The organism is Nocardioides pakistanensis, from assembly GCF_054781215.1.
The window spans coordinates 126,882-149,763 of the sequence record NZ_BAAGUV010000023.1 but is presented as its reverse complement, the minus strand read 5'-3'; the positions used below and the strand labels follow the sequence as shown (position 1 = coordinate 149,763).

Genomic DNA, 22,882 nt, shown 5'->3' with positions numbered 1-22,882 from the left:
GTCCACGTCAGGACGAACCCGAACAACGAGGAGCAGCCATGTCCGACCGCACCTACCGCGTCACCGAGATCGTGGGCACGTCCCCCGAGGGGGTCGACCAGGCCATCCGCAACGGCATCGCCCGGGCCGCGCGGACACTGCGCCACCTGGACTGGTTCGAGGTCACCCAGATCCGGGGGCAGGTCAAGGACGACGCCGTCGAGCACTTCCAGGTGGGCCTCAAGCTCGGCTTCCGTCTCGAGGACGAGTGAGCCGCACACGCCCGTCCGCGCGGTGATTACGGGTACCCATCGGTAGCCGCTAGCGTCGCCATGTCCGCCCGCCGAGGGGTGGTTCGAGCGAGACGTGAGGACGGCACAGTGGGCAGATCGGTCCTGGTCACCGGCGGCAACCGGGGCATCGGGCGGGCCATCGCGGACACCTTCCGCGCGGCGGGCGACGACGTTGCGATCACCTACCGCAGCGGCGAGCCGCCCGAGGGGTTCCTGGCGGTCCGCTGCGACATCACCGACCCCGAAGCCGTGGAAGCCGCGTTCGCCGAGATCGAGGAGAAGCAGGGCCCGGTCGAGGTGCTGGTCGCCAACGCCGGCATCACCCGCGACACCCTGCTGCTCAGGATGAGCGAGGCGGACTGGGACGACGTGCTGCAGACCAACCTCACCGGCACCTTCCGGGTGACCAAGCGTGCCGCGAAGGGGATGCTGCGGCTTCGCCGCGGCCGCATCATCCTGATCTCCTCGGTCGTCGGACTCCTCGGATCCGCGGGGCAGGTCAACTACGCCGCCAGCAAGGCCGGCCTCGTCGGGATGGCGCGGTCGCTGGCGCGCGAGCTCGGCAGCCGTTCGATCACCACGAACGTGGTCGCGCCCGGGTTCGTGGAGACCGAGATGACCGAGGTCCTCCCCGAGGAGAAGAAGGCCGAGTACAAGGCCCAGATCCCGTTGCAGCGCTACGCCACCGTCGAGGAGGTCGCCTCGACCGTGCAGTGGCTGGCCTCCGACGGTGCCGCGTACGTCACCGGGGCGGTCATCCCGGTCGACGGCGGCCTCGGCATGGGTCACTGAGAGAGAGGTACGACGGGCATGGGAATCCTCGAGGGCAAGAAGATCCTCGTCGCGGGCGTCACGATGGACACCTCCATCGGTTTCGCGGTGGCACGGGTCGCGCAGGAGCAGGGAGCCACCGTCGTGGTCTCCAACTTCGGGCGCGCGCTGGGCATCACCCGGCGGATCGTGAAGCGGCTGCCGCAGGAGGCGCCGGTGATCGAGCTCGACGTCACCGACCCCGAGCACCTGGAGCGGCTGCCGGAGCTGTTGCGCGAGCACGTCGACGGGCTCGACGGGGTGGTGCACTCCATCGCCTACGGCAACCCGGAGACCCTGCTCGGCGGCAAGTTCCTCGAGGGGCCGTGGGCCGACGTGGCGCAGGCCGTGCAGGTGTCGGCGTACTCCCTGAAGTCGCTGGCAACGGCATGTCTGCCGATGATGGGGGAGGGCGGCTCGATCGTGGGGATGACCTTCGACGCGACGGTGGCGTGGCCGGCGTACGACTGGATGGGCGTGGCCAAGGCGGGACTGGAGTCGTGCTCGCGCTACCTCGCCCGTGACCTGGGACCGCGCGGCATCCGCGTCAACCTGGTCTCGGCCGGACCGCTGAAGACCCTTGCTGCGAAGGCGATTCCGGGCTTCGAGGACCTCGAGTCGATGTGGAGCGACCGGTCGCCGCTCGGTTGGGACGAGAAGGACCAGGCCCCCACGGCGAAGGCCGTCGTCGCCCTGCTCTCGGACTTCTTCCCGGCTACGACCGGGGAGATCGTGCACGTGGATGGGGGTTACCACGCCATGGGGGCGTGAGCGGTGCGACACTTCTCGGGTGAGCTTTGGGAGGAGACTCATACTCATCCGCCACGCGAAGGCTGAGCCGTTCGCGGCCACCGACCTTGCGCGTGAGCTGACCGACCGCGGCCGGCGTGACGCCGAGGCGGCCGGACGCTTCCTGTGTGACCGGGGCCTGGTCCCCGACCACGCGGTGGTGTCGCCGGCGGTGAGGACGCGCCAGACCTGGGAGGTCATGGAGCGAATCCTCGAGTCGGGCGCGCAGGTCGTCTACGACGACTCGGTGTACTCCGGCAGCCCGGAGGTGGTGCTCGAGTCACTGCGCTACGTGCCGCCCGACACCGAGGTTCTCGTCTTCGTCGGCCACCAGCCGACCATCGGCTACCTCACGCACATGCTCGAGGACGGCGCCGGCGACCCGGAGGCGCTGCACCAGCTGCTGCACGGCTTCCCCACCTCGGCCACCGCCGTGCTCGAGGTGGACCTGCCCTGGGAGGAGCTCGCACCCGAGACCGCGCGTCTCGTGGCGTTCCACTCCGGCACGCCCTGACGGCGCCCCCGGGAGGCCGGCCCAGACGGGCAGGCGCGGGACGGCGGTCAGCTGAACAGGCAGGTTCAGCAGATGTGCCCGCGACCGCGCTCAACGGTCGGCACCACCGGTGAGTCTGCCTGTTCACCTGAAACGACGCTCCGAGGCAGCCGCCACTGGCCGGCCTCCCGAACGAGTCGACGGACCGCCGTGACTGCCTCCGTGGGCAGCGGTCCGTAGATGTGGGGGAACGCTTCCGTGCCGTCGAGGTTCTCGACTCTGACCTCAGACCGGATCACGGCCGGGTCGACCTGCAGGAGGAGCAGGTCGTCATCCCAGTCCGGACAGGTGTAGTTGGCGACGGTCTCCACCTGATGCTCGAACGAGCAGTGGATGAACCCCACCTGGCTCAGCGGCGCACCTCGCGTCGAGGCGGGTCGAGCCTGACCGTCGCCACCACGTCCCGAGCAGTGCAGCCGCAAGCACGGCGAGCCCGGCGGCCCGTGTTGGCGCGTCTGCACCGTCTGCTCCGGCGAGAAGGGCCAGAAGGACGTGCACTCGAACGCGCGACGGTGCTCGTCCACGCCGGGGCGAACACCGGGACGACCGCGAGTGCACGTCGATGTGGCCCCGGCGGGGTGCGTCAGAGCAGCGGCGGTGCGGGGGTGACGATGCCGGCCTCGGCGTCGGCGGCCTCGACCTCCTCGCGGCTGATCCCGAGCAGGTAGATGATCGCGTCGAGGTAGGGCACGTTCACCGAGGTGTCCGCCGCCTGCTGCACCACCGGCTTGGCGTTGAAGGCGATCCCCAGGCCGGCGGCCGAGAGCATGTCCAGGTCGTTCGCGCCGTCGCCGATCGCGATCGTCGCCGCGGTCGGCACGCCGACCTCCTCGGCGAACCGGCGCAGCGCCGCTGCCTTGCCGGCCCGGTCGACCACCGGTCCGACGATGCGGCCGGTCAGCCGGCCGTCGACCACCTCGAGCTCGTTGGCCGCGGCGAAGTCGATGCCGAGGTCCCGGGCGATCCGGTCGGTGACCTGGGTGAAGCCGCCGGAGACGATCGCGAACCGGTACCCGAGCCGCTTGAGGGTGCGCACCATGGTCCGCGCGCCCGGGGCGAGCACGATCGAGTCGTACACCTGGTCCAGCGCGGAGGCGTCGAGACCCTCGAGCAGGGCGACCCGCTCGCGCAGCGACTGCTCGAAGTCGAGGTCGCCGCGCATCGCGGCCTCGGTGACGGCAGCCACCTGCTGCAGGCACCCGGCGTGGTCGGCGAGCATCTCGATCACCTCGCCCTGGATCAGGGTCGAGTCGACGTCCATCACGATCAGCCGCATGCCGTGCCGCAGCAGGTTCGCCGGTTGCACCGCGACGTCGACCGCTTGGCGAGCCGCCTCCGCGGACAGCACCTTGCGCAGCCGGTCGGGGTCGGCACCGGAGACGTGCAGGTCGATCGCGGTCACCGGGTAGCGCGCCATCCGCTCGATCCGGTCGATGTTGGCGCCGGTGTCGGCGATCCGGCCGGCGATCGCGGCGACCGCGGCCGGCCGCAGCGGCATCCCGAGCACGGTCACGTGGCTGCGACCCTCGGGCCGGGTCCGGTTGTCGCCGGTGCCGCGCTCGACGTCCACCTGCATGTCCAGCTCGTCGGCGACGCGCTCCATCGCCGTGCGGAGCGCCTTCCAGTCACGCGGTGCGGACACGAGTACGCCGAGCACCAGCCGCCTTCGCAGCAGGATCTGCTCGATGTCGAGCACCTCGACGCCGAAGGCGGCCAAGGTGGAGAAGACGGTCGAGGTGACCCCCGGACGGTCCTTGCCGGTGAACGTGATGAGGAGGGTCGGCGGCGGGGCCGCGCCGTTGGTCGCCATAGCCATGTCGCAGGAAGGCTACCGCTCGGCCCCGAGCGAGCAGGCAGCGACGAGGGCTCGTCTCGCAGCGTGGTCCAGGGGAGCGAGCGCCTCCCGCCGCGCCTGTGCCTCCGCGGCCGACACCGCACCGCCGTCGTCCTCGAGCGCGAGGGCGACCACGCTGCGGCAGCGGAGTGCGAGTGAGGCAAGCCTGACGGCCTTCGAGCTCCAGTGCGGCGGCAGCACCACGTCCGAGACCCGGCGCAGCGCCATCAGCTCGTCGGCCACCTCGGGCCGCCACCGCGCCACGTCGAGGTCCGCGAGCCGCTCCGCGGTCGTGAGGAGCGCCTGACGCAGCCCGGTGTCGGCCTCGCCGAGGTCGGGCACCTGCCGCCGCGAGGACGCCGCGTGGAAGCGCCACACGACACCCGCCCCCGCGACGTGCGGGACCAGCCCGCCGTCGATGCCCTCGAACACCACGGCCTCCTCGGCCTCGAGCGCCTCGGCGTTGAAGGAGGGGGGCCCGGCCAGGCCGAGCGGATCACCGGGGACGGGCAGGGCGAGGCCGGCGCCGGTGGCACCGGAGGCGCGCAGCTTGCCCAGCGCGAGGATCAGCGGCACCGGGTCCGGCTCGCCGTCGAGGCCCACCACGTCATGAGCGGCGTCCCCGGCCACGACGGCGTCACGGGCGTCGTCGAGGCTGCTGTGGCCGGCCACCCATGAGGTGAACCACACGGCCAGGTCGGCAGAGCGCGGAAGCGCGGTCGTCGTACGCACTTTTCGAGGGTAGATGACGTAGGTTGGGGGCGCGGTCGACAGCCGCCCCGCACGCACCGACTCCACCGAGGAATGAATGGACGCCGTTCTCGAGTTCGCCGACGTGACCGTCAAACGAGGGCAGGCAACACTCCTGGACCGGATCGACTGGACCGTCGAGGAGGACGAGCGCTGGGTGATCCTCGGTCCCAACGGCGCCGGCAAGACCACGCTGCTCCAGGTGGCGTCCGCGCAAATCCATCCCACCTCCGGGGTCGCCGGCATCCTCGGTGAGGTCCTCGGCACGATCGACGTCTTCGACCTGCGGCCACGGATCGGGCTCACCAGCGCCGCCATCGCCGACAAGATCCCGCGCAGCGAGCTGGTCCGTGACGTGGTGGTCTCCGCGTCGTACGCCGTGATCGGCCGCTGGCGCGAGCGGTACGACGAGCTCGACCACCAGCGAGCCGAGAACCTGCTCGTCGAGGTCGGTGCGGGCCACCTGCTCGACCGCACGTTCGGCACCCTCAGCGAGGGCGAACGCAAGCGGGTCCAGATCGCCCGCGCCCTGATGAGCGACCCGGAGCTGCTGCTGCTCGACGAGCCGGCGGCGGGGCTCGACCTCGGCGGCCGCGAGGACCTGGTCTCCACCCTGTCGGTGCTGGCGATGGACGAGCTGTCGCCGGCGACCGTGCTGGTCTCCCACCACGTGGAGGAGATCCCGCCCGGGTTCACCCACGCCCTGCTGCTCCGCGAGGGCCGGGTCGTGGCCGCGGGACCGCTCGAGCACGTGATGACGGAGGAGCTGATCTCGGCCACCTTCGGAATGCCGTTGCTGCTGACCCACGAAGACGGCCGTTGGGCTGCGCGGCGGCGCGTCCGGCACCGCACCGATTGACTAGGCTGGCCGCATGGACGACCTCCCGAGCTGGTTCCAGGACTGGCAGGCATGGCTGGCGCTGGCGATCGCCCTCGGCGTCGCCGAGCTGTTCAGCCTGGACCTGATCCTGCTGATGCTGGCGACGGGTGCGGTCGCCGGGATGGTCGTCGCCCTCCTCGGTGTCGGCTGGCCGATCCAGGTGGTGGTGGCGATCGCCACCTCGATCGGGATGATCGCCCTGGTGCGGCCCGGCATCGTCAAGCGGCTGCACGCGGGTCCCGAGCTCACCCTGGGACACGCCGCCCTCGTCGGCAAGCAGGGCGTGGTCGTCGACGAGGTCTCGATCCACGGTGGGCAGATCCGGGTCGGCGGGGAGCTGTGGACCGCCCGTCCCTTCGACGAGACCGAGGTGATCGAGCCGGGCGCCCCGGTCGACATCTTCGAGATCCGCGGCGCCACCGCCTACGTCCACCGCATTCCGACGCTGGGCTCCTGACAAGGAAGAGGTAAACACGTGGAGGGTGCAGGCCTTCTGATCCTGCTCGTCCTGCTGGTCCTGTTCGCCGTGGTCATCTTGGCCAAGACGATCCGGATCGTCCCGCAGGCACGAGCGGGCATCGTCGAACGGTTCGGCAAGTACAAGGGCACGCTCCCCGCCGGACTGAACGTCGTGGTCCCGTTCATCGACCGGGTCCGCTACATGATCGACCTGCGCGAGCAGGTGGTCTCCTTCCCGCCGCAGCCGGTGATCACCGAGGACAACCTCGTGGTCTCGATCGACACGGTGATCTACTTCCAGGTGACCGACCCGGTGGCGGCGACGTACGAGATCGCCAACTACATCCAGGCCGTCGAGCAGCTGACGATGACCACGCTGCGCAACATCGTCGGCGGCAAGGACCTCGAGGAGACGCTCACGAGCCGCGACGCGATCAACAGCCGGCTGCGAGGTGTCCTCGACGAGGCGACCGGCAAGTGGGGCATCCGCGTGAACCGCGTGGAGCTCAAGGGCATCGACCCGCCGCCGTCGATCAAGGACTCGATGGAGAAGCAGATGCGTGCCGACCGCGACAAGCGGGCGGCGATCCTCACCGCCGAGGGCCAGCGCCAGGCCGCGATCCTCACCGCGGAGGGCTCCAAGCAGTCGGCGATCCTCACCGCGGAGGGTGAGCGAGAGGCACGGATCCTGCGTGCGCAGGCCGAGCGCGAGGCCCAGATCCTCAAGGCGCAGGGTGAGGGTCAGGCGATCCAGACCGTCTTCCAGGCGATCCACGACGGCCGCCCCGACCAGTCGCTGCTGGCCTACCAGTACCTCCAGATGATGCCCAAGATCGCCGAGGGCGACGCCAACAAGGTGTGGATCGTACCGAGCGAGATCGGCAAGGCGCTCGAGGGCCTCGGCTCGACGATGAACAGCCTCAAGGGCATTCCCGACGAGGTCGAGGGCCCGGCCACTCGGGTCGACATGGGTCCCTCGGAGCCGCAGGTGCCCCGTGCCGACCGGTCGGTCGCGCAGGCGCACGACGCGGTCGCCGAGGCGATCAAGGCCGCGGAGAGCTCCTCGGAGCCGCCTGCTCCGTGAGTGCACTCGAGATGGTCGCGGTCCTGCTCGCCGGGGTCGCGGCCGGCACCATCAACACCGTGGTGGGGTCGGGGACGTTGATCACGTTCCCGACCCTGCTGGCTGTCGGCGTGCCACCGGTGACCGCCAACGTCAGCAACACGATCGGGCTGGTCCCGGGGTCGGTCTCCGGGGCGATCGGCTACCGCCGCGAGCTCAGCGGCCAGCGCGGCCGGCTGGTGCGGCTGGCCTCGGCCTCCCTGGTCGGCGGTGTCGCCGGAGCGGTGTTGCTGCTGGCGCTCCCGGCAGCGGCCTTCGACGCGATCGTCCCGGTGCTGATCCTGCTCGGGTGCGTGCTCGTGGTCCTGCAGCCGACCATCGCCCGCAAGGTCGCCGCCCGCGCCGAGCGCCGCGGCGGAGTCCCCGAGCACGGTGCGCTGTGGGTGTGGGTGCTGGTGATGCTCACCGGCGTCTACGGTGGCTACTTCGGCGCCGCCCAGGGCGTCCTGCTGATGGCGATCATGGGGATCGGCATCCAGGACTCGCTGCAGCGGCTCAACGGGACCAAGAACGTGCTTGCCGGCCTGGTCAACGCCGTCGCGGCGGTCATCTTCATCGTGGTCGCCGAGGTGGACTGGCTGGTCGCCGGGCTGATCGCCGCAGGCTCCGTGGTCGGCGGCCAGATCGGCGCCACCGTGGGCCGCCGGCTGCCGCCGCTGGCCCTGCGCCTGGTGATCGTGACCGTCGGCGTGGTCGCCGTCGTCGCCTTCCTGTCGTGACCACGGCTCTGCGGGGCGCGCTCCTGGTCGCCGGGACGACGTCCGACGCCGGGAAGTCCGCGCTCACCACCGGCATCTGCCGCTGGCTGCACCGGCAGGGCGTGCGCGTGGCGCCGTTCAAGGCCCAGAACATGTCGAACAACTCGATGGTCACCGCCGAGGGCGGCGAGATCGGCCGGGCCCAGTGGGTGCAGGCGGTGGCCGCCGGTGTCGAGCCCGAGGTCGCGATGAACCCCGTGCTGCTCAAGCCCGGGTCGGACCTGCGCAGCCACGTCGTCGTCATGGGGCGCCCCGCCGGGGACCTCGACGCGTCGTCGTTCGCCGGGGCGCGCACCGGCCTGGCGGAGGCGGCCTACGCCGCCTTCGACGACCTGGCGACCAGGTACGACGTGGTGGTCTGCGAGGGAGCCGGCAGCCCGACAGAGATCAACCTCCGGGAGAACGACTTCGTCAACATGGGCCTGGCCCACCACGGCCGGGTCCCCACGATCGTGGTCGGCGACATCGACCGCGGCGGTGTGTTCGCCGCGATGTACGGGACGCTGAAGCTGATGCCGCCGGAGGACCAGGCGCTGGTCCACGGCTTCGTGGTCAACAAGTTCCGCGGCGACCGCTCGCTGCTCGAGCCAGGGCTGCGGATGCTCGAGGACGCCACCGAACGGCCGGTGCTCGGCGTCGTTCCGTGGCTGCCGGACATGCTCCTGGACTCCGAGGACACGATCACCCGGGCCCCCGGAGGCGGCAGCCCGTCCTCCGGCGTGCGCCCGTTGCAGGTGGCCGTCGTACGGTTCCCGCGGATCTCGAACTTCACCGACGTCGACGCCCTGGCAGTGGAGCCGGGCGTGGAGGTGAGGTACGTCGACTCGCCCGATGCGGTGGCCGACGCCGACCTGGTCGTGCTCCCCGGGACGCGGGCGACGCTCGACGACTTGGCCTGGCTGCGCGACCGCGGCCTGGTAGGGCCGCTCGTGCAGCGGCACCGCGGCGGCCAGCCGGTCCTCGGCATCTGTGGCGGCTTCCAGATGCTGGGGGAGCACGTCGCCGACCCCGACGGCGTGGAGGCCGGCGCGCCGTCCTCGGCGCTGGGGCTGGGTCTGTTGCCGGCGCGCACCCGGTTCGGGGCCGAGAAGGTGCTGGACCGGCCGCGGGGGACCGAGCTCGGCCAGCCGGTCGAGGGTTACCGCATCCACCACGGGGCGGTCGAGGTGCGCGGCGGCACGCCGTTCCTCGACGGCTGCCGCGAGGGGGCCACGTGGGGGACGCTGTGGCACGGGGCCCTGGAGAGCGACGGCTTCCGCCGGGCGTTCCTTGCGCGCGTGGCCGAGCAGGCACATCGCGAGGACTGGGTGGCGGGGGAGGCCGCGGAGTTCGCGGCCGCACGCGAGCGACAGATCGACGCGCTGGCCGACGCCGTGGAGGAGCACCTCGACACCGAGGCGCTGCGGGAGATCATCTCCCGCAGCGGTGCTCAGCCCTCGTGGACGTAGGCGTCCAGCCAGCGGGTGACCTGGTCGAAGACCCGGTGCCGGACCGGCTCGGCGGACAACGTGACGTCGTGCAGTGCGCCCTCGATGCGGGCCACCGTCACGTGGCCGCCGAGCTTGTGGGCCCACTTCCGGATCTGCTCGACGTCGAGGACGATGTCGTGCCGCGAGACGTTGTCGTCCCACTCCCGTGGGAACGAGCTGGCTCCCGAGGTGAGCACCAGCACGGGCGCGCCCACGTCGACGCCCCGGTGGACGCTGCGGTGGCCGCGGCGGATCGCACGGAGCCAGCCCGCGTAGACCGGCTGGCTCTCGATCGGCTTCCAGTCCAGGTTGAACTCCCACTCGCCACGGTGGTCCTTGTGCAGGCTCTGGGCGTAGAGCCCCGAGACGTTGCGCGGGATCGCCAGGTAGGGCCGCCGCGCGCCGACCTGGTCGATGGCCGCCGTGCCTGCGGTGCGGAGCAGGAAGCTGCCGTGCAGGTCCAGCCACGGTGAGTTGAGCACCATCCCCGCCAGGCCGGGCCGGCGTTCGTGCGCCCACAGCGGTGCGATCAGGCCGCCGGTGGAGTGCGCGGTGACGATCACGTGGTCGTGGCCGTCACGGTCGCGGATCCGCTCCATGGCGGCGTCGATCTCGGCGAAGTAGTCGGTCAGGTCCGTGACGAAGTTCGGCGTCTGGTGCGGACGGAGGGAGCGGCCGTACTTGCGCAGGTCCAGGGCGTAGAAGTCGTAGCCGCGTGCGGTCCAGTAGTCCGCCGCAGGGGTCTGGAAGAAGTAGTCGGAGAACCCGTGCAGGTGTAGCACCGCCCGCTTCCGGTCCGCCGCGGCAGGGTCGGTGCGGCGGTGGACGAGGGTGGCGACGACGGGGCCCTCGTCGTCGTCGGGCAGCTCGATGGTCTCGGCGAGGTACGGCTCGCCGAGGACGTCGGGCTCGTGCACGGGGTTCTGCTGGGGCATGCGGTGATTCTCGCCCATGGCGCCAACCCTGCGCGTCGTACCCCGGCGGCGCAGGGCGGGGCCCGGGCCGGGCAGGCGAGTAGGCTTCGAGGGAAACGCTGTCGCAACCGGAGGACTTTCGTGGCCCGTAGCAACGCCGCCCCGCTCGCAGACAACGACACTCCCTGCGCGGAGCAGAACTGCCGGATCACGAGCGCGCTGCTGGTCGACTCCCGCGGCTGGATCCTGATGCAGGAGCGCGACGAGCACGCGCTGGTCTCACCCAACCAGTGGGGACTGGTCGGTGGTCACCTCGAGGACGGGGAGTCCTGGGAGGTCGCGCTCCACCGGGAGCTGGAGGAGGAGACCGGCCTGCGCGAGGAGGGCCTCGAGCTCTGGTTCGACGAGATCGTGCAGCACTCGCCGAAGGTGTCCTCCCACCTCGCCGACCGCTGGCAGATCTGGGTCGCCCGCACCGAGGCGACCGACGAGGACATCCGCCTCGGGGAGGGGCGACGCATCATGTTCGTCGACCCGGATCGGATCCGCTCCGGCGAGCTCGACCTGGCGATGTCCGCCAGGCACGTACTCCCGCTCTTCCTCGACTCGCCGACCTACCGGGAGCTCAGTGCTGGTAGGTCCCGTGGATGATCGCTCGACCCAGCGTCTTGAACGCGAGGTTGAACGACACCACCGCCGGTGACGCGTCGGAGTCCACGCCCAGGGACTCTTCACCCACGGCGTGCACGACGAAGTAGTACCGGTGCACCTGGTCGCCCTGCGGCGGGGCCGCACCCATGAACCCCTTCTCCCCACCGTCGTTGCGGCAGTGGAACGCCTTGCCGGGCAGTGGTCCCGCGGCGGCACCCGCGTCGAGAGTGCGTACGTCGGCGGGGAGGTCGACCAGCACCCAGTGCCAGAACCCTGACGGGGTCGGCGCGTCGGGGTCGAAGCAGGTCACGACGAAGCTCTTGGTGCCCTCGGGCACGTCGGACCAGCTGAGCTGAGGAGAGGTGTTCCCCTTGGCAGCGACCTGGTCGTCCTTCAGGGGCCGGCCGTCGTGCACGTCGGTGCTCGTCACCGTGAAGGACGGGACAGCGGGAAGGAGCTCGTAGGGGTCCGGGCTGACCGGTCGGTCCAGGCTCATCCATACCTCCTGATCTAGGCGTGCTGTGACACTAGTCCGCGCCTTGGTCGTCTGCCAGGGGACGCGCGACCCTCGCGAGAATGGGACGCATGACTTCCGAGCAGACGCTGGGCGCCCTCGTTGCGGCCGTCGTACCCCTCGATCCCCGGTCGATGTCCGACGCGCGGGAGCGGCAGGCGCAGCTGGCCAAGCCGGTCGGAGCGCTCGGCGTGCTCGAGGAGGCCTCGGTGCGGCTCTGCGGTATCCAACGGGCCTGCCCGCCTCGCCGTCTGGCGCGACCCGCGGTTGCGGTGTTCGCCGGCGACCACGGTGTGCACGCGCAGGGGGTGAGCCCCTGGCCGCAGGACGTGACCGCCGCGATGGTGGCGAACTTCCGCGCCGGCGGGGCCGCGGTCAACGTCCTCGCCCGCCAGGCCGGGGCAGATGTGGTCGTCGTCGACATGGGCGTGGCGGCGGACCTGGAGCCGGGTCCGGATCTGCTCGACCACAAGATCAGACGGGGTACGTCGGACCTGACGGTCGGAGCGGCGATGACCCGGGACGAGGCCGTCCGTGGCCTCCTGGCCGGGGCGGCCGTGGCGGACCTGCTCGTCGAGCGTGGGCACGACGTCCTGCTCACCGGGGACATGGGGATCGCGAACACGACGCCGTCGGCGGCGCTGGTGGCCGCCTTCACCGGAGCGGCACCGGCCGAGGTCACGGGGCGCGGGACCGGCATCGACGACGCCGTGCACGCGCGCAAGGTGAAGGTGGTGGAGTCCGCGCTGGCGTCGCGTCCGGTGAGCGACGACCCGGTGCGGACGCTGGCCTCGATGGGTGGCTTCGAGCACGCCGGGATCGCCGGGTTCGTCCTCGGCGCCGCCGCACGGGGTGTGCCGGTGATCCTCGACGGGGTGATCGCCGGGTCGGCGGCGCTGGTCGCGCAGGCGCTGGCTCCCGAGGCGATCGACTACTGCTTCGCCGGGCATCGCAGCGCGGAGCCCGGGCACGCGGTCGCCCTGGCGCAACTCGGCCTCCGGCCCCTGGTCGACCTCGACCTGCGGCTGGGGGAGGGCACCGGGGCGGTGCTGGCGTTGCCGCTGGTCGAGGCGGCCGGCACGGTCCTGCGGGAGATGGCCACCTTCGACTCCGCCGGCGTCGCCCGGAAGCAGGTGGAGGCCCATGAGTGACCTCGAGCACCCGCCGTATCCCGCCGGCCTCCGGCTGGCCGGCCGGCGCGTGGTGGTCGTCGGCGGCGGTCGGGTCGCCCAGCGCCGGGTGCCCGCGCTGCTCGCGGTGGGCGCCCGGGTGGAAGTGGTCTCCCCGGCTGTGACGCCCGCGATCGAGGGACTCGTCGGAGCCGGCGAGCTGGTCTGGCACGAACGCGGCTTCCACGCAGCCGACCTCGACGACGCGTGGTACGTCATCGCGGCGACCGACGTCCCGGAGGTCAACCAGGCGGTGAGCGCGGCCGCCGAGGAGCGCCGGATCTTCTGCGTCCGCAGCGACGACGCCGCGGCAGCGTCCGCCTGGACCCCTGCGGTCGGCCGCCACGCCGGTGTCACCGTGGCGGTGCTGGGGAACCGCCAGCCGCAGCGCTCCGCCGCGGTGCGCGACGAGATCGTCTCGGCGTTGCGTGACGGCGTGATCGACGCCGATGCCCACCGCGACCGCACGCCCGGGGTGGTCCTCGTCGGTGGGGGACCCGGCCACCCCGAGCTGGTCACCGTGGCCGCCCGCCGGGCGCTGAGCGAGGCCGACGTGGTGGTCGCCGACCGCCTCGCTCCCCGGGAGCTGCTCAGCGAGCTGGCTCCGGACGTGGAGCTGGTCGACGTCGCCAAGCTGCCCCGGGGCCGTTCGGCGTCCCAGGAGGAGATCAACCGGGTGATCGTCGAGCGCGCCCTGCAGGGCAAGCGGGTGGTTCGCTTCAAGGGCGGAGACCCGTTCGTGTTCGGCCGCGGCTACGAGGAGGCGATCGCCTGCGCCGAGGCGGGCGTGCCCTGCACGGTCCTGTCCGGGGTCACCAGCGCGATCTCGGTCCCCGCCGCAGCCGGGATCCCCGTGACGCACCGCGGGGTGGCCCACGAGTTCACCGTCGTGTCGGGGCACCTGCCGCCGGACCATGACGGATCGCTGGTGGACTGGGACGCCCTCGCCCGGATGCGCGGGACGGTGGTCCTGCTGATGGCGGTGCAGAACCTCGCGGCCATCGCCGAGCGGCTCCTCGGAGGAGGGCGGTCCGCGGACACGCCGGTGGCGGTCGTCGCCGAGGGCACGATGCCGGGGGAGCGCACCGTGCTGTCCACGCTCGGCGCCGTGGCCGAGGACGTGGTGCGCGAGGAGGTCAGGCCGCCTGCGATCGTGGTCGTCGGCGAGGTGGTCGCAGTGGCCAACCCGGAAAGGTATCGATGGCGCGGCTGATCGAGGTGACCGACCCCGACGACCCGCGGCTCGCCGACTACCGCGACCTGCGCGACGTCGAGCTCCGCAAGCATCTCGAGGCCGAGCACGGGTTGTTCCTGGCCGAGGGGGAGAAGGTGGTCCGGCGCGCCGTCGAGGCCGGGTTCCCGGCCCGGTCGTTCCTGATGGCGCCGCGCTGGCTCGCCGGCCTGGTTGACGTGCTCGAGCGCAGCGACGCGCCGTGCTACGTGGTCAGCGAGGATCTTGCCGAGCAGGTCACCGGCTTCCATGTCCACCGGGGCGCGCTGGCGTCCCTGGAGCGCTCGCCGCTGCCGACGGTCTCGGAGGTGCTGCGGGACGCCCGCACCGTCGTCGTGCTGGAGGACGTCGTCGACCACACCAATGTCGGCGCGATCTTCCGCTCCGCCGCAGCTCTCGGGGTGGACGCCGTCGTGCTGTCCCCGCGATGCGCGGACCCGCTCTACCGCCGCTCGATCAAGGTCGCGATGGGCGCGGTCTTCACGGTCCCGTACGCCCGGTTGGAGGAGTGGTACGACGCCCCCGCGGAGCTGTCCCGGGCCGGGTTCACGACCGTCGCGCTGACCCCGGCAGCCGATGCCGTGGCGATCGAGGACGCCGTGCGTGGCCTCGACAAGGTGGCCCTGCTGCTGGGCTCGGAGGGGCCGGGGTTGTCGCGGCGGTGGATGGACACCGCCGAGCGATGCGCGGTGATCCCGATGGCCGCGGGGATCGACTCGCTCAACGTGGCGGCCGCGACCGCGGTCGCCTGCTACGTCACGGCTCGGCGGTGACCACGGCCGGCCACTCCGGCGGGAACCGGTCGGCAAGCTCGTCGGCGGCCTTGAACAGCTTCTTCCGGCCTCGCTTGTTGAGCCGGTCGCCGAACACGGTGCCCTGGCAGTGGTCGGTCTCGTGCTGCAGGCACCGCGCGAGCAGGCCGGTCCCGCTGTAGGAGACCGGGTTACCGGCGAGGTCCTGGCCCTGCACCCGGGCGTAGTCGGGCCGGGCCAGCTTGACGAATGCGCCGGGCAGCGACAGGCAGCCCTCCTCGTCGTCGTCGAGCCGGCGCTCGCGGCCCTCGGGCAGGAACAGCTCGGGGTTGCACACGACGCCTGTGTGGTGCACGCCGTCGGCGTCGGGACAGTCGAAGACGAAGATCGACCGGTCGACCCCGATCTGGCACGCGGCGAGGCCGACTCCCTCGGCGGCGTACATCGTCGCCACCATGTCCGCGGCGAGCGCGCGCAGGTCCTCGTCGAACTCCGTGACCGGCTCCTGCATCCGGTGCATCACGTGCTCGCCCCACCGCGTGATCGGCCGGATCAGGCCGCCTTCGGGAAGGGGAGTGCTGTCCGCGGCGTACTCAGGCATGGGCCTCATCCTAGGGTGCGCTCACCCGGCACAGGCGGCGTGACCGGCGCCACCGAAACTTAGTGTGGCGCAACGTGTAACTCGCAGTTACAGTTGCCGCATGTCGATGACACGTACACCCCGCGACGCCGCGCGGAGCCGGCACGGTGTGCCGGCCGCGGACCGGCAGGACCCGATCGGCTTCGCCGTCTCCATGCTGAACCGCCTGGCCCAGACCGACGTCCTCGACCGGCTCGGGCTGCGCAAGCAGACCGAGCGGGTGGTCTTCGAGACCACCCGGGCCGGGTTCCGCACGGTGGGCGCGGTCAGCCGGTCCTTCAAGCGGAAGGGCAGGCCCGGTGCCGCCCCGGTGCGGGTGCCGACCGCCGCGCAGAAGGGCCTGTTCGACCTCACCCCGACCGAGGACGAGCAGATGCTGGTCGACGTGGTCGGTGAGTTCGCCGCCGAGATGGTCCGGCCTGCGGCAGCCGAGGCCAACGACGCGTGCGCCGCCCCCGAGGAGGTGCTGAAGGCCGGCCTCGAGATCGGTCTGCCGATCCTCGGCGTGCCCGAGGAGCTCGGCGGGATCTCCACCGAGCGGTCGGCGATGGCCGGCACGCTGGTCGCGGAGGCCCTCGGGAAGGGCGACATGGGCCTGGCCGTCGCCTGTCTCGCGCCCGGTGCCGTCGCGACCGCGCTGTCGCTGTGGGGCACCGAGGAGCAGCAACAGACCTACCTGCCTGCGTTCGCCGGCGACGAGGTCCCCGCTGCCGCGCTCGCGCTGACCGAGCCCCGCCCGCTGTTCGACGCGATGGCGCCGCAGACCACCGCGACCCGCGACGGGGACGGCTTCGTCCTCGAGGGTGTGAAGTCGCTGGTCCCGCGCGCGGCGGAGGCGGAGCTGTTCGTCGTCGGCGCCGTGCTGGAGGGCAAGCCCGCGCTGTTCCTGGTCGAGTCCTCGACCGCGGGCCTCGAGATCGAGTCCGAGCCGTCGATGGGCGTGCGGGCAGCCGGCCTGGGCCGGGTGGTGCTCAACGGTGCCCGCGTCGACGCGATCGCCCTGCTCGGGGACACCGACGGCGAGGCGTACGCCGAGGCCGTGCGGCTGTCCCGGCTCGGCTGGTGCGCCCTGGCCATCGGCACCGGCCAGGCGGTGCTGGACTACGTGGTCCCCTACGTCAACGAGCGCGAGGCGTTCGGTGAGCCGATCAGCCACCGCCAGTCCGTCGCGTTCATGGTCGCCAACATTGCGATCGAGCTCCAGGCCATGCGCCTGGTGACCTACCGGGCGGCCTCACGTGCCGCGCAGGGCAAGCCGTTCGAGCGCGAGGTCGCGCTCGCCCGCAAGCTCTGCGCCGAGCGCGGCATGCAGATCGGCAACGACGGCGTCCAGCTGCTCGGTGGGCACGGCTTCGTCAAGGAGCACCCGGTGGAACGGTGGTACCGCGACCTGCGCGCCATCGCCGTCATGGAAGGAGGCGTCCTCGTCTGAGGACGGGGCGAGACCATGATCAACCTCGAGACCCCCAAGAAGTTCCGGCCGCTGATCGGCCAGGCTCACCAGGTCGCGATGAACCTGCTGCGACCCAACTCCCGCAAGTACGACGAGCTCGAGCACGAGTATCCCAAGGAGCTCGACATGCTCGCGGCGATGATCGACGGGCTCAGCGAGTCGGGTGCGGCGAGCGGCGCCGGTGCCTCCGGCGTACGACGCTCGGAGGAGTCCGCCGACGAGGCCGCCGCCGGCTCCAAGAACGGCTCCAACCTGGCCTCCGTGCTCTCCATCATGGAGATGTGCTGGGGCGACGTCGGGCTGCTGCTGTCGATGCCCCGACAGGGCCTCGGCAACTCGGCGATCGCCTCGGTGGCCGACGAGGAGCAGCTCGAGCGGTTCGACGGCGTGTGGGCGAGCATGGCGATCACCGAGCCGGGCGTCGGCTCGGACTCGGCCAACATCTCCACCACCGCGGTGCTCGACGGTGACCACTACGTCCTCAACGGCGAGAAGATCTTCGTCACCGCCGGCGACCGCAGCGACGCCGTGGTCGTCTGGGCGACCCTCGACAAGAGCCTCGGCCGGGCGGCGATCAAGTCGTTCGTGGTCCCCAAGGGCACGCCGGGGATGACCGTGGAGCGACTCGAGCACAAGCTCGGGATCCGCGCCTCCGACACCGCCACGATCCGGTTCGAGGACTGCCGGGTGCCGAAGGAGAACCTCCTCGGCAGCCCGGAGATCGACGTCAAGCAGGGCTTCGCGGGCGCGATGGCGACCTTCGACAACACCCGCCCGCTCGTCGCGTCGATGGCGGTCGGCTGCGCACGCGCCTCGCTGGAGCTGACCCGGGAGCTGCTCGAGCAGGCCGGCGTCGAGATCGACTACGACCGGCCCGCCCACACCCAGTCGGCCGCGGCGGCAGCCTTCCTGCAGATGGAGGCCGACTGGGAGGGGGCGTACCTGCTCACGCTCCAGGCCGCCTGGATGGCCGACAACCGCAAGCCGAACTCCCTGGAGGCCTCGATGGCGAAGGCCAAGGCCGGGAGGGTCGGCAGCGACATCACGCTGCGGTGCGTCGAGCTCGCCGGCAGCGTCGGCTACAGCGAGCACGAGCTGCTCGAGAAGTGGGCGCGCGACTCCAAGATCCTCGACATCTTCGAGGGCACCCAGCAGATCCAGCAGCTGATCGTGGCTCGCCGGCTCCTCGGGAAGACCTCGGCCGAGCTCAAGTAGCACTCGTTCGTAGAAGGCGGCGGATCGGGGAACTGTGCCGGCATGAAGCTCTATGCCGACGCCCCGGTCCGCCGATCGCTGCAGTTGGCGGGCGACCTGCTCCTCGTCGTCTGGGTGTACGCCTGGGTGCGCACCGCGCTGGCCGTCCGAGAGGCGACCTTGTCGTTGGGCCGGCCCGGGCGGGAGATCTCCGAGGCCGGCACGGGCCTGGCGGGCCAGCTGCGCGACGCCGGGCGCGCCGTCGGTGACCTGCCCCTGGTCGGTGACCAGGTGAGCCGGCCGTTCGACGGCGCCGGTGGGGCCGCCGACCGGATCGCGGCCGCGGGCGAGGCGCAGGTGGCTGCGGTGGAGACGCTGGCGTTCTGGCTCGGGCTGGCGATCGGTGCGATCCCGGTGCTCCTGGCGCTGGCGGTGCACCTGCCCCTGCGCTGGCGGTTCGTCCGCGAGGCGACCGCCGGGCGCAGGTTCGTCGACGCGGCCGAGGACCTCGACCTCTTCGCGTTGCGTGCGATCAGCCGCCAGCCGCTGCACCGGCTCGCCCCGATCAGCGACGACCCGGCGGGTGCCTGGCGGCGCGGTGACCCCGACGTCGTACGGCGGCTCGCTGCGCTCGAGCTCCGCGACAGTGGACTCTCCGCGCCGAAAGACACCGGGTCGAGGCGGCTGTCCGCCTAGTCTGGAGGCAGCAGCCTTCCGACGAGGAGGTCGAGATGCGCGAGGTCGAGGTCCGTCCGATCCCGCTCGAGCGACTGGCGCAGCTGCTCAGCCCTGCGCGCGCCGAGCTCCTGATGCTCTACGCGCAGCGGGCCCGGGAGCAGCTCGGGCCACGCACGGTGTGGAACATCAACGCCACCAGCAAGGGTGGTGGCGTGGCCGAGATGCTGCAGTTCATGCTCGCCTACGGACGTGGTGCCCAGGTCGACACGCGCTGGCTGGTCCTCGACGGCGACCACGAGTTCTTCTCGATCACCAAGCGCCTGCACAACTTCCTGCACGGCTCGCCCGGTGACGGAGGCGGGCTGGGGCAGCCGGAGCGCGACCACTTCGCCCGGGTGCTGGCGTTCAACCTCCCCATGGCCGAGCAGGTCGTGGACCCGGGTGACATCGTGATCCTGCACGACCCTCAGACCGCCGGGCTGGTCGACGGTCTGCGGGCGCGCGGCGCCCACGTCGTGTGGCGCTGTCACATCGGACGCGACGTCCCCGACGCCCTCACCGACGTGGGCTGGGAGTTCCTCCGCGGCTTCGTCGAGTCCGCGGACGGCTTCATCTTCTCCCGTCGGGAGTACGTCCCGCCGTGGGTGCCGCCGGAGAAGCTCGTCGTCATCGCGCCGTCGATCGACCCGTTCAGCGCGAAGAACCTGCCGCTGGCCACACCCCGCGTGCGGTCCACCCTGGCGCAGGCAGGACTGGTCGAGGGCACCCCGGTCGCCGACCAGCTGGGCTTCACGCGTCGCGGTGGGGACATCGGCCAGGTCCGGCCGCACCAAGGCCTGATCCACGGCGACGGCGCGGTGCCCGCGAACGCTCGGCTCGTGGTCCAGGTGAGCCGCTGGGACCGGCTCAAGGACATGCCGGGCGTGCTCGAAGGCTTCGTGGACCGGCTGGACTCGCTGCCTGCCGACACGCATCTCGCGCTCGTCGGCCCGGCGACCTCGGGCGTCTCCGACGACCCGGAGGGTGCCGCCGTGCTCGACGAGTGCGTCAGCCTCTGGGACCGCCTCCCGACGCAGAGCCAGCAGCGCGTGCACCTGGTCACGCTGCCGATGGACGACGTCGACGAGAACGCCCATCTGGTGAACGCCATCCAGACCCACGCCACGGTGGTGGTCCAGAAGAGCCTCGTCGAGGGTTTCGGTCTGACCGTGACCGAGGCGATGTGGAAGGGGCGACCGGTGATCGCGTCGGCGGTGGGCGGCATCCGGGACCAGATCGACGACGGCGTCCACGGCCTGCTGGTCGAGGACCCGCACGACCTCGAGGCGTACGGACGGGCCCTGGAGCAGCTGCTCTCCGACGACGCGCTGGCGGCGAAGCTCGGCCAGGCAGCGCGTGAGCGGGTCCAGGACCAGTTCCTCGGCGACCGTCACCTGATCCAGTACGCCGAGCTGTTCGCCCGGCTCCTGGCGTGAAGGGCGTACGTCGCTGCACGGGCGCCGGAGCGGCCGCACCCTGTAGAGTGCTCTCCTCGTGCGCTTCCTCAACGACTCCGTTCCGCCGTACGAGCTGACCTACGACGACGCGTTCATGGTGCCCCGGCACTCGGACGTGTCCTCCCGGTACGACGTCGACCTGACCAGCAACGACGGCACCGGCACCACGATCCCGCTCGTGGTCGCGAACATGACCGCGATCTCCGGGCGGCGGATGGCCGAGACCGTGGCACGCCGTGGTGGTCTCGCGGTGATCCCGCAGGACATCCCGATCGCGGTCGTGGCCGACGTGGTCGCCTGGGTCAAGGCACGGCACCCGGTCTTCGAGACCCCGATCGTGCTCGACCCGCACCAGACCGTCGGTGAGGCGCTGGCCCTGCTGCCGAAGCGGGCGCACCGGGCCGCCGTGGTGCTCGACGGCGGGCGGCCGGTCGGGGTGGTGACCGAGGACGACTGCCTCGGCGTGGACCGGTTCACCCAGGTCCACGACGTGATGGCCCACTCGCTGGTCACCCTGCCGGACACCGTGGACGCCCGGTCCGCGTTCGACCGGCTCGACCAGGCGCGGGTCAGGCTGGCTCCGGTGCTCGACGATGCCGGACAGCTCCGGGGCATCCTGACCCGCACCGGGGCACTGCGCTCCACGCTCTACTCGCCCGCGCTCGACGCTCAGGGCCGGCTTCGGGTCGCGGCCGCGATCGGGGTCAACGGTGACGTCCGGGCCAAGGCCGAGGCGCTGCTCGCCACCGGGATCGACGCGCTCGTCGTCGACACCGCGCACGGCCAGCAGGGCCGGATGCTCGAGGCCCTCGCCGCGGTGCGGTCGGTGGCGCCCGAGGTCCCCGTCGTCGCCGGGAACGTGGTGACCGCCGAGGGTGTTCGCGACCTGGTGTCCGCCGGCGCCGACATCGTCAAGGTCGGCGTCGGGCCGGGGGCGATGTGCACGACCCGGATGATGACCGGTGTGGGGCGGCCGCAGCTGTCGGCGGTGATCGAGTGCGCCGCGGCCGCCCGGGAGCTCGGCAAGCACGTGTGGGCCGACGGCGGCGTCCGGCACCCCCGTGACGTGGCACTTGCGTTGGCCGCCGGAGCCTCCCAGGTGATGGTCGGCTCGTGGTTCGCCGGCACCTACGAGTCGCCGGGGGACCTGCACGTCGCGGCGGACGGCCGTGCCTACAAGGAAAGCTTCGGGATGGCGTCGGCGAGAGCGGTCGCGAGCCGGACGAGCTCGGAGACGTCGTTCGACCGGGCGCGCAAGGCTCTCTACGAGGAGGGCATCTCCTCCTCCCGGATGTACCTCGACCCCGCCCGTCCGGGCGTGGAGGACCTGATCGACCACGTGTTCGCCGGGGTGCGGTCGGCCTGCACCTACGCCGGTGCCGCCGACCTGGAGGAGTTCCACGACCGGGCGACCATCGGGGTGCAGTCCGCGGCGGGGTTCCAGGAGGGCCGACCGCTGCCTGCCGGCTGGTAGTCAGTGGTGCGCGGCCAGCCGGTGGTCGGTGCCGTGCCGGACCAGGGCAGCAACGTAGCTGGCCAGCACGAACGACGCGGTCGCCCACCACACCAGGCCCTGCCAGTCGGCGGGGTAGAAGACACCGGCGACGTAGTGGCCGATGAAGCTGCCGTCGTACGGCTCACCACCGTCGAGACCGATCAGGTACTTCTGCAGCACGGTCAGCGGGCAGCCGAGCTGACCGGCGACTCCCACCGCGCCCCAGAACGAGGTCACCAGGTGCGGCCAGAGCCAGTGCAGGCTACGGAGCCCGAGAAGACCACCGAACAGCACGTACAGCAGGTAGGTCAGGTGGACAACGACCACTGCCTGCGCCGCGACGCCTGCCATACCTCGACGCTAGGAGGGCGAAGGGCCGGGTTGGTAGGGCCGGGAGTCCCCTCTAGGCTTCGCCCGTGACCCCCGACCAGATCATCGTGGTGGCGGCCACCCGGGCCGAGGCCGCCTGCGTGCCCGACGGACTGCGCGTCGTCGTGACCGGGATCGGCAAGACCGCAGCGGCCGTGGCCACCACGCGCGCCCTCGTCGGCGCCGACACGGCGCGCACCCTGGTCGTCAACATCGGTACGGCGGGCGCGCTCCGGCCCGGCCTGGAGGGTCTTCACCTGCCGGGGGTCGTCCTCAACCACGACATGAACGCCGAGGCCGTGCGCGCTCTCGGCTACGACCCCGAGGAACGGCTTGCCGTCGAAGGCGGCGACGCCACCGTGCTGGCCTCGGGGGACGTGTTCGTCACCGACCCGGCCGTTCGCGACACGCTTGCCGGCCGGGCCGACCTGGTGGACATGGAGGGCTATGCGGTGGCCTATGCGTGCCGGCGGCTGGGCGTCCCGGTGCGGCTGGTCAAGCACGTCTCCGACAACGCCGACGAGTCGGCGCTGGACTGGCCCGACGTGGTCGCGGCGAGCGCGGCAGTGCTGGGCGAGTGGCTGAGCCGCAACGCGGCTTGAGAATCGCGGGGCACCCGCTCGGGCGGC

General features: G+C 71.8%; 26 protein-coding genes. 19 read left to right on the top strand and 7 right to left on the bottom strand.

The genetic code is table 11. The annotated features are described in order from the left end of the window. Nucleotides 1–38: 38 nt before the first annotated feature. From ACYVIH_RS10345 to ACYVIH_RS10330, 4 genes are read left to right on the top strand one after another with little or no spacing between them, the layout of a single operon-like run. Complete coding sequence (locus tag ACYVIH_RS10345; RefSeq protein ID WP_460868939.1) at nucleotides 39–251, top strand: dodecin; 213 nt, start codon at nucleotides 39–41, stop codon at nucleotides 249–251. A gap of 60 nt (nucleotides 252–311) precedes the next feature. Then, nucleotides 312–1,064, top strand: coding sequence for a 3-oxoacyl-[acyl-carrier-protein] reductase (gene fabG, locus ACYVIH_RS10340; protein WP_460868936.1), 753 nt, complete (start codon nucleotides 312–314; stop codon nucleotides 1,062–1,064). 18 nt (nucleotides 1,065–1,082) lie between these two features. Next, nucleotides 1,083–1,853 (top strand): enoyl-ACP reductase FabI, encoded by a 771-nt coding sequence (gene fabI, locus ACYVIH_RS10335; protein WP_460868934.1) that lies wholly within the window; start codon nucleotides 1,083–1,085, stop codon nucleotides 1,851–1,853. Between the two features lie 19 nt (nucleotides 1,854–1,872). Further along, nucleotides 1,873–2,385, top strand: a complete 513-nt coding sequence (locus ACYVIH_RS10330) for a SixA phosphatase family protein (protein ID WP_460868932.1) — start codon at nucleotides 1,873–1,875, stop codon at nucleotides 2,383–2,385. Nucleotides 2,386–2,450: 65 nt separating this feature from the next. Here the strand turns inward: ACYVIH_RS10330 and ACYVIH_RS10325 are convergent, their stop codons facing one another. The 3 genes from ACYVIH_RS10325 to ACYVIH_RS10315 all read right to left on the bottom strand — a co-directional run bounded on the left by ACYVIH_RS10325 (nucleotide 2,451) and on the right by ACYVIH_RS10315 (nucleotide 4,990). Beyond that, nucleotides 2,451–2,885: a DUF952 domain-containing protein gene (locus tag ACYVIH_RS10325; protein WP_460868929.1), complete on the bottom strand. Its 435-nt coding sequence runs from the start codon at nucleotides 2,883–2,885 to the stop codon at nucleotides 2,451–2,453. Between the two features lie 122 nt (nucleotides 2,886–3,007). Continuing rightward, nucleotides 3,008–4,240, bottom strand: a complete 1,233-nt coding sequence (serB, locus tag ACYVIH_RS10320; protein WP_460868926.1) for a phosphoserine phosphatase SerB — start codon at nucleotides 4,238–4,240, stop codon at nucleotides 3,008–3,010. A gap of 12 nt (nucleotides 4,241–4,252) precedes the next feature. After that, nucleotides 4,253–4,990, bottom strand: a complete 738-nt coding sequence (locus ACYVIH_RS10315; protein ID WP_460868924.1) for a hypothetical protein — start codon at nucleotides 4,988–4,990, stop codon at nucleotides 4,253–4,255. Nucleotides 4,991–5,066: 76 nt separating this feature from the next. On the opposite strand from ACYVIH_RS10315, the gene ACYVIH_RS10310 reads away from it, so the two are divergent. Genes ACYVIH_RS10310 through ACYVIH_RS10290 form a run of 5 tightly spaced genes read left to right on the top strand, consistent with a single transcriptional unit; the run spans nucleotide 5,067 to nucleotide 9,676 of the window. Then, the gene (locus tag ACYVIH_RS10310; RefSeq protein WP_460868921.1) at nucleotides 5,067–5,867 is read left to right on the top strand and encodes an ABC transporter ATP-binding protein; all 801 of its coding nucleotides are present in this window, start codon (nucleotides 5,067–5,069) and stop codon (nucleotides 5,865–5,867) included. A 13-nt stretch (nucleotides 5,868–5,880) separates the two neighbouring features. Beyond that, nucleotides 5,881–6,345, top strand: a complete 465-nt coding sequence (locus ACYVIH_RS10305) for an NfeD family protein (protein WP_460868919.1) — start codon at nucleotides 5,881–5,883, stop codon at nucleotides 6,343–6,345. 18 nt (nucleotides 6,346–6,363) lie between these two features. Further along, nucleotides 6,364–7,431: an SPFH domain-containing protein gene (locus ACYVIH_RS10300; RefSeq protein ID WP_460868916.1), complete on the top strand. Its 1,068-nt coding sequence runs from the start codon at nucleotides 6,364–6,366 to the stop codon at nucleotides 7,429–7,431. Then, nucleotides 7,428–8,189, top strand: coding sequence for a sulfite exporter TauE/SafE family protein (locus ACYVIH_RS10295; protein WP_460868914.1), 762 nt, complete (start codon nucleotides 7,428–7,430; stop codon nucleotides 8,187–8,189). The genes ACYVIH_RS10300 and ACYVIH_RS10295 overlap by 4 nt, the downstream gene beginning before the upstream one ends. Further along, nucleotides 8,186–9,676, top strand: a complete 1,491-nt coding sequence (locus ACYVIH_RS10290) for a cobyric acid synthase (protein WP_460868911.1) — start codon at nucleotides 8,186–8,188, stop codon at nucleotides 9,674–9,676. Before ACYVIH_RS10295 ends, ACYVIH_RS10290 begins: the two co-directional genes overlap by 4 nt. Here ACYVIH_RS10290 and ACYVIH_RS10285 read toward each other — a convergent pair. Then, on the bottom strand, nucleotides 9,658–10,632 hold the full coding sequence (locus tag ACYVIH_RS10285; RefSeq protein ID WP_460868909.1) for an alpha/beta hydrolase: 975 nt from the start codon (nucleotides 10,630–10,632) through the stop codon (nucleotides 9,658–9,660). The two genes, ACYVIH_RS10290 and ACYVIH_RS10285, sit on opposite strands and share 19 nt — an antisense overlap. A gap of 120 nt (nucleotides 10,633–10,752) precedes the next feature. Here ACYVIH_RS10285 and ACYVIH_RS10280 point away from each other — a divergent pair, with 120 nt between their 5' ends. Then, nucleotides 10,753–11,262: an NUDIX domain-containing protein gene (locus tag ACYVIH_RS10280; RefSeq protein WP_460868906.1), complete on the top strand. Its 510-nt coding sequence runs from the start codon at nucleotides 10,753–10,755 to the stop codon at nucleotides 11,260–11,262. On the opposite strand, the gene ACYVIH_RS10275 is transcribed toward ACYVIH_RS10280, so the two are convergent. Next, nucleotides 11,237–11,758, bottom strand: a complete 522-nt coding sequence (locus tag ACYVIH_RS10275; protein WP_460868904.1) for a YbhB/YbcL family Raf kinase inhibitor-like protein — start codon at nucleotides 11,756–11,758, stop codon at nucleotides 11,237–11,239. The genes ACYVIH_RS10280 and ACYVIH_RS10275 overlap by 26 nt on opposite strands. Nucleotides 11,759–11,847: 89 nt before the next feature. Between ACYVIH_RS10275 and cobT the strand changes: the two genes are divergently transcribed. From cobT to ACYVIH_RS10260, 3 genes are read left to right on the top strand one after another with little or no spacing between them, the layout of a single operon-like run. After that, nucleotides 11,848–12,927 carry a nicotinate-nucleotide--dimethylbenzimidazole phosphoribosyltransferase gene (cobT, locus tag ACYVIH_RS10270; RefSeq protein ID WP_460868902.1) on the top strand — a complete coding sequence of 360 codons (1,080 nt, stop codon included), beginning with the start codon at nucleotides 11,848–11,850 and terminating at the stop codon, nucleotides 12,925–12,927. Further along, entirely contained in the window at nucleotides 12,920–14,158 is a 1,239-nt protein-coding gene (gene cobA / locus ACYVIH_RS10265; protein ID WP_460868899.1) for a uroporphyrinogen-III C-methyltransferase, read from the top strand. Before cobT ends, cobA begins: the two co-directional genes overlap by 8 nt. Then, nucleotides 14,146–14,949 (top strand): TrmH family RNA methyltransferase, encoded by an 804-nt coding sequence (locus ACYVIH_RS10260; protein WP_460868897.1) that lies wholly within the window; start codon nucleotides 14,146–14,148, stop codon nucleotides 14,947–14,949. The genes cobA and ACYVIH_RS10260 overlap by 13 nt, the downstream gene beginning before the upstream one ends. On the opposite strand, the gene def is transcribed toward ACYVIH_RS10260, so the two are convergent. After that, the gene (gene def / locus ACYVIH_RS10255; protein WP_460868895.1) at nucleotides 14,933–15,529 is read right to left on the bottom strand and encodes a peptide deformylase; all 597 of its coding nucleotides are present in this window, start codon (nucleotides 15,527–15,529) and stop codon (nucleotides 14,933–14,935) included. The two genes, ACYVIH_RS10260 and def, sit on opposite strands and share 17 nt — an antisense overlap. Nucleotides 15,530–15,629: 100 nt before the next feature. Here def and ACYVIH_RS10250 point away from each other — a divergent pair, with 100 nt between their 5' ends. Genes ACYVIH_RS10250 through ACYVIH_RS10230 form a run of 5 tightly spaced genes read left to right on the top strand, consistent with a single transcriptional unit; the run spans nucleotide 15,630 to nucleotide 21,863 of the window. Further along, complete coding sequence (locus ACYVIH_RS10250) at nucleotides 15,630–17,000, top strand: acyl-CoA dehydrogenase family protein (RefSeq protein WP_460868892.1); 1,371 nt, start codon at nucleotides 15,630–15,632, stop codon at nucleotides 16,998–17,000. A 15-nt stretch (nucleotides 17,001–17,015) separates the two neighbouring features. After that, nucleotides 17,016–18,236, top strand: a complete 1,221-nt coding sequence (locus tag ACYVIH_RS10245; RefSeq protein ID WP_460868890.1) for an acyl-CoA dehydrogenase family protein — start codon at nucleotides 17,016–17,018, stop codon at nucleotides 18,234–18,236. A gap of 42 nt (nucleotides 18,237–18,278) precedes the next feature. After that, the gene (locus ACYVIH_RS10240; RefSeq protein WP_460868888.1) at nucleotides 18,279–18,911 is read left to right on the top strand and encodes a hypothetical protein; all 633 of its coding nucleotides are present in this window, start codon (nucleotides 18,279–18,281) and stop codon (nucleotides 18,909–18,911) included. Nucleotides 18,912–18,946: 35 nt separating this feature from the next. Beyond that, entirely contained in the window at nucleotides 18,947–20,368 is a 1,422-nt protein-coding gene (locus ACYVIH_RS10235) for a glycosyltransferase (RefSeq protein WP_460868886.1), read from the top strand. Nucleotides 20,369–20,426: 58 nt separating this feature from the next. Beyond that, a complete protein-coding gene (locus tag ACYVIH_RS10230; protein WP_460868884.1) occupies nucleotides 20,427–21,863 on the top strand; it encodes a GuaB1 family IMP dehydrogenase-related protein in 1,437 nt (478 codons plus the stop codon). Here ACYVIH_RS10230 and ACYVIH_RS10225 read toward each other — a convergent pair whose 3' ends face one another. After that, nucleotides 21,864–22,235 (bottom strand): DUF2784 domain-containing protein, encoded by a 372-nt coding sequence (locus ACYVIH_RS10225; protein ID WP_460868882.1) that lies wholly within the window; start codon nucleotides 22,233–22,235, stop codon nucleotides 21,864–21,866. It lies immediately after the preceding gene. Nucleotides 22,236–22,300: 65 nt separating this feature from the next. Here ACYVIH_RS10225 and ACYVIH_RS10220 point away from each other — a divergent pair, with 65 nt between their 5' ends. After that, on the top strand, nucleotides 22,301–22,855 hold the full coding sequence (locus ACYVIH_RS10220; RefSeq protein WP_460868880.1) for a nucleosidase: 555 nt from the start codon (nucleotides 22,301–22,303) through the stop codon (nucleotides 22,853–22,855). Nucleotides 22,856–22,882: the final 27 nt, after the last annotated feature.

What these genes read in the sequence shown, in the direction of transcription:
- ACYVIH_RS10235 (WP_460868886.1), top strand. Translation starts at nt 18,947, where the DNA reads ATGCGCGAGGTCGAGGTCCGTCCGATCCCGCTCGAGCGACTGGCGCAG.
- ACYVIH_RS10285 (WP_460868909.1), bottom strand. Translation starts at nt 10,632, where the DNA reads ATGCCCCAGCAGAACCCCGTGCACGAGCCCGACGTCCTCGGCGAGCCG.
- fabG (WP_460868936.1), top strand. Translation starts at nt 312, where the DNA reads ATGTCCGCCCGCCGAGGGGTGGTTCGAGCGAGACGTGAGGACGGCACA.
- ACYVIH_RS10240 (WP_460868888.1), top strand. Translation starts at nt 18,279, where the DNA reads ATGAAGCTCTATGCCGACGCCCCGGTCCGCCGATCGCTGCAGTTGGCG.
- ACYVIH_RS10245 (WP_460868890.1), top strand. Translation starts at nt 17,016, where the DNA reads ATGATCAACCTCGAGACCCCCAAGAAGTTCCGGCCGCTGATCGGCCAG.
- ACYVIH_RS10305 (WP_460868919.1), top strand. Translation starts at nt 5,881, where the DNA reads ATGGACGACCTCCCGAGCTGGTTCCAGGACTGGCAGGCATGGCTGGCG.
- cobA (WP_460868899.1), top strand. Translation starts at nt 12,920, where the DNA reads ATGAGTGACCTCGAGCACCCGCCGTATCCCGCCGGCCTCCGGCTGGCC.
- ACYVIH_RS10250 (WP_460868892.1), top strand. Translation starts at nt 15,630, where the DNA reads ATGTCGATGACACGTACACCCCGCGACGCCGCGCGGAGCCGGCACGGT.
- ACYVIH_RS10260 (WP_460868897.1), top strand. Translation starts at nt 14,146, where the DNA reads ATGGCGCGGCTGATCGAGGTGACCGACCCCGACGACCCGCGGCTCGCC.
- ACYVIH_RS10275 (WP_460868904.1), bottom strand. Translation starts at nt 11,758, where the DNA reads ATGAGCCTGGACCGACCGGTCAGCCCGGACCCCTACGAGCTCCTTCCC.
- ACYVIH_RS10310 (WP_460868921.1), top strand. Translation starts at nt 5,067, where the DNA reads ATGGACGCCGTTCTCGAGTTCGCCGACGTGACCGTCAAACGAGGGCAG.
- def (WP_460868895.1), bottom strand. Translation starts at nt 15,529, where the DNA reads ATGCCTGAGTACGCCGCGGACAGCACTCCCCTTCCCGAAGGCGGCCTG.
- cobT (WP_460868902.1), top strand. Translation starts at nt 11,848, where the DNA reads ATGACTTCCGAGCAGACGCTGGGCGCCCTCGTTGCGGCCGTCGTACCC.
- ACYVIH_RS10345 (WP_460868939.1), top strand. Translation starts at nt 39, where the DNA reads ATGTCCGACCGCACCTACCGCGTCACCGAGATCGTGGGCACGTCCCCC.
- fabI (WP_460868934.1), top strand. Translation starts at nt 1,083, where the DNA reads ATGGGAATCCTCGAGGGCAAGAAGATCCTCGTCGCGGGCGTCACGATG.
- serB (WP_460868926.1), bottom strand. Translation starts at nt 4,240, where the DNA reads ATGGCTATGGCGACCAACGGCGCGGCCCCGCCGCCGACCCTCCTCATC.
- ACYVIH_RS10225 (WP_460868882.1), bottom strand. Translation starts at nt 22,235, where the DNA reads ATGGCAGGCGTCGCGGCGCAGGCAGTGGTCGTTGTCCACCTGACCTAC.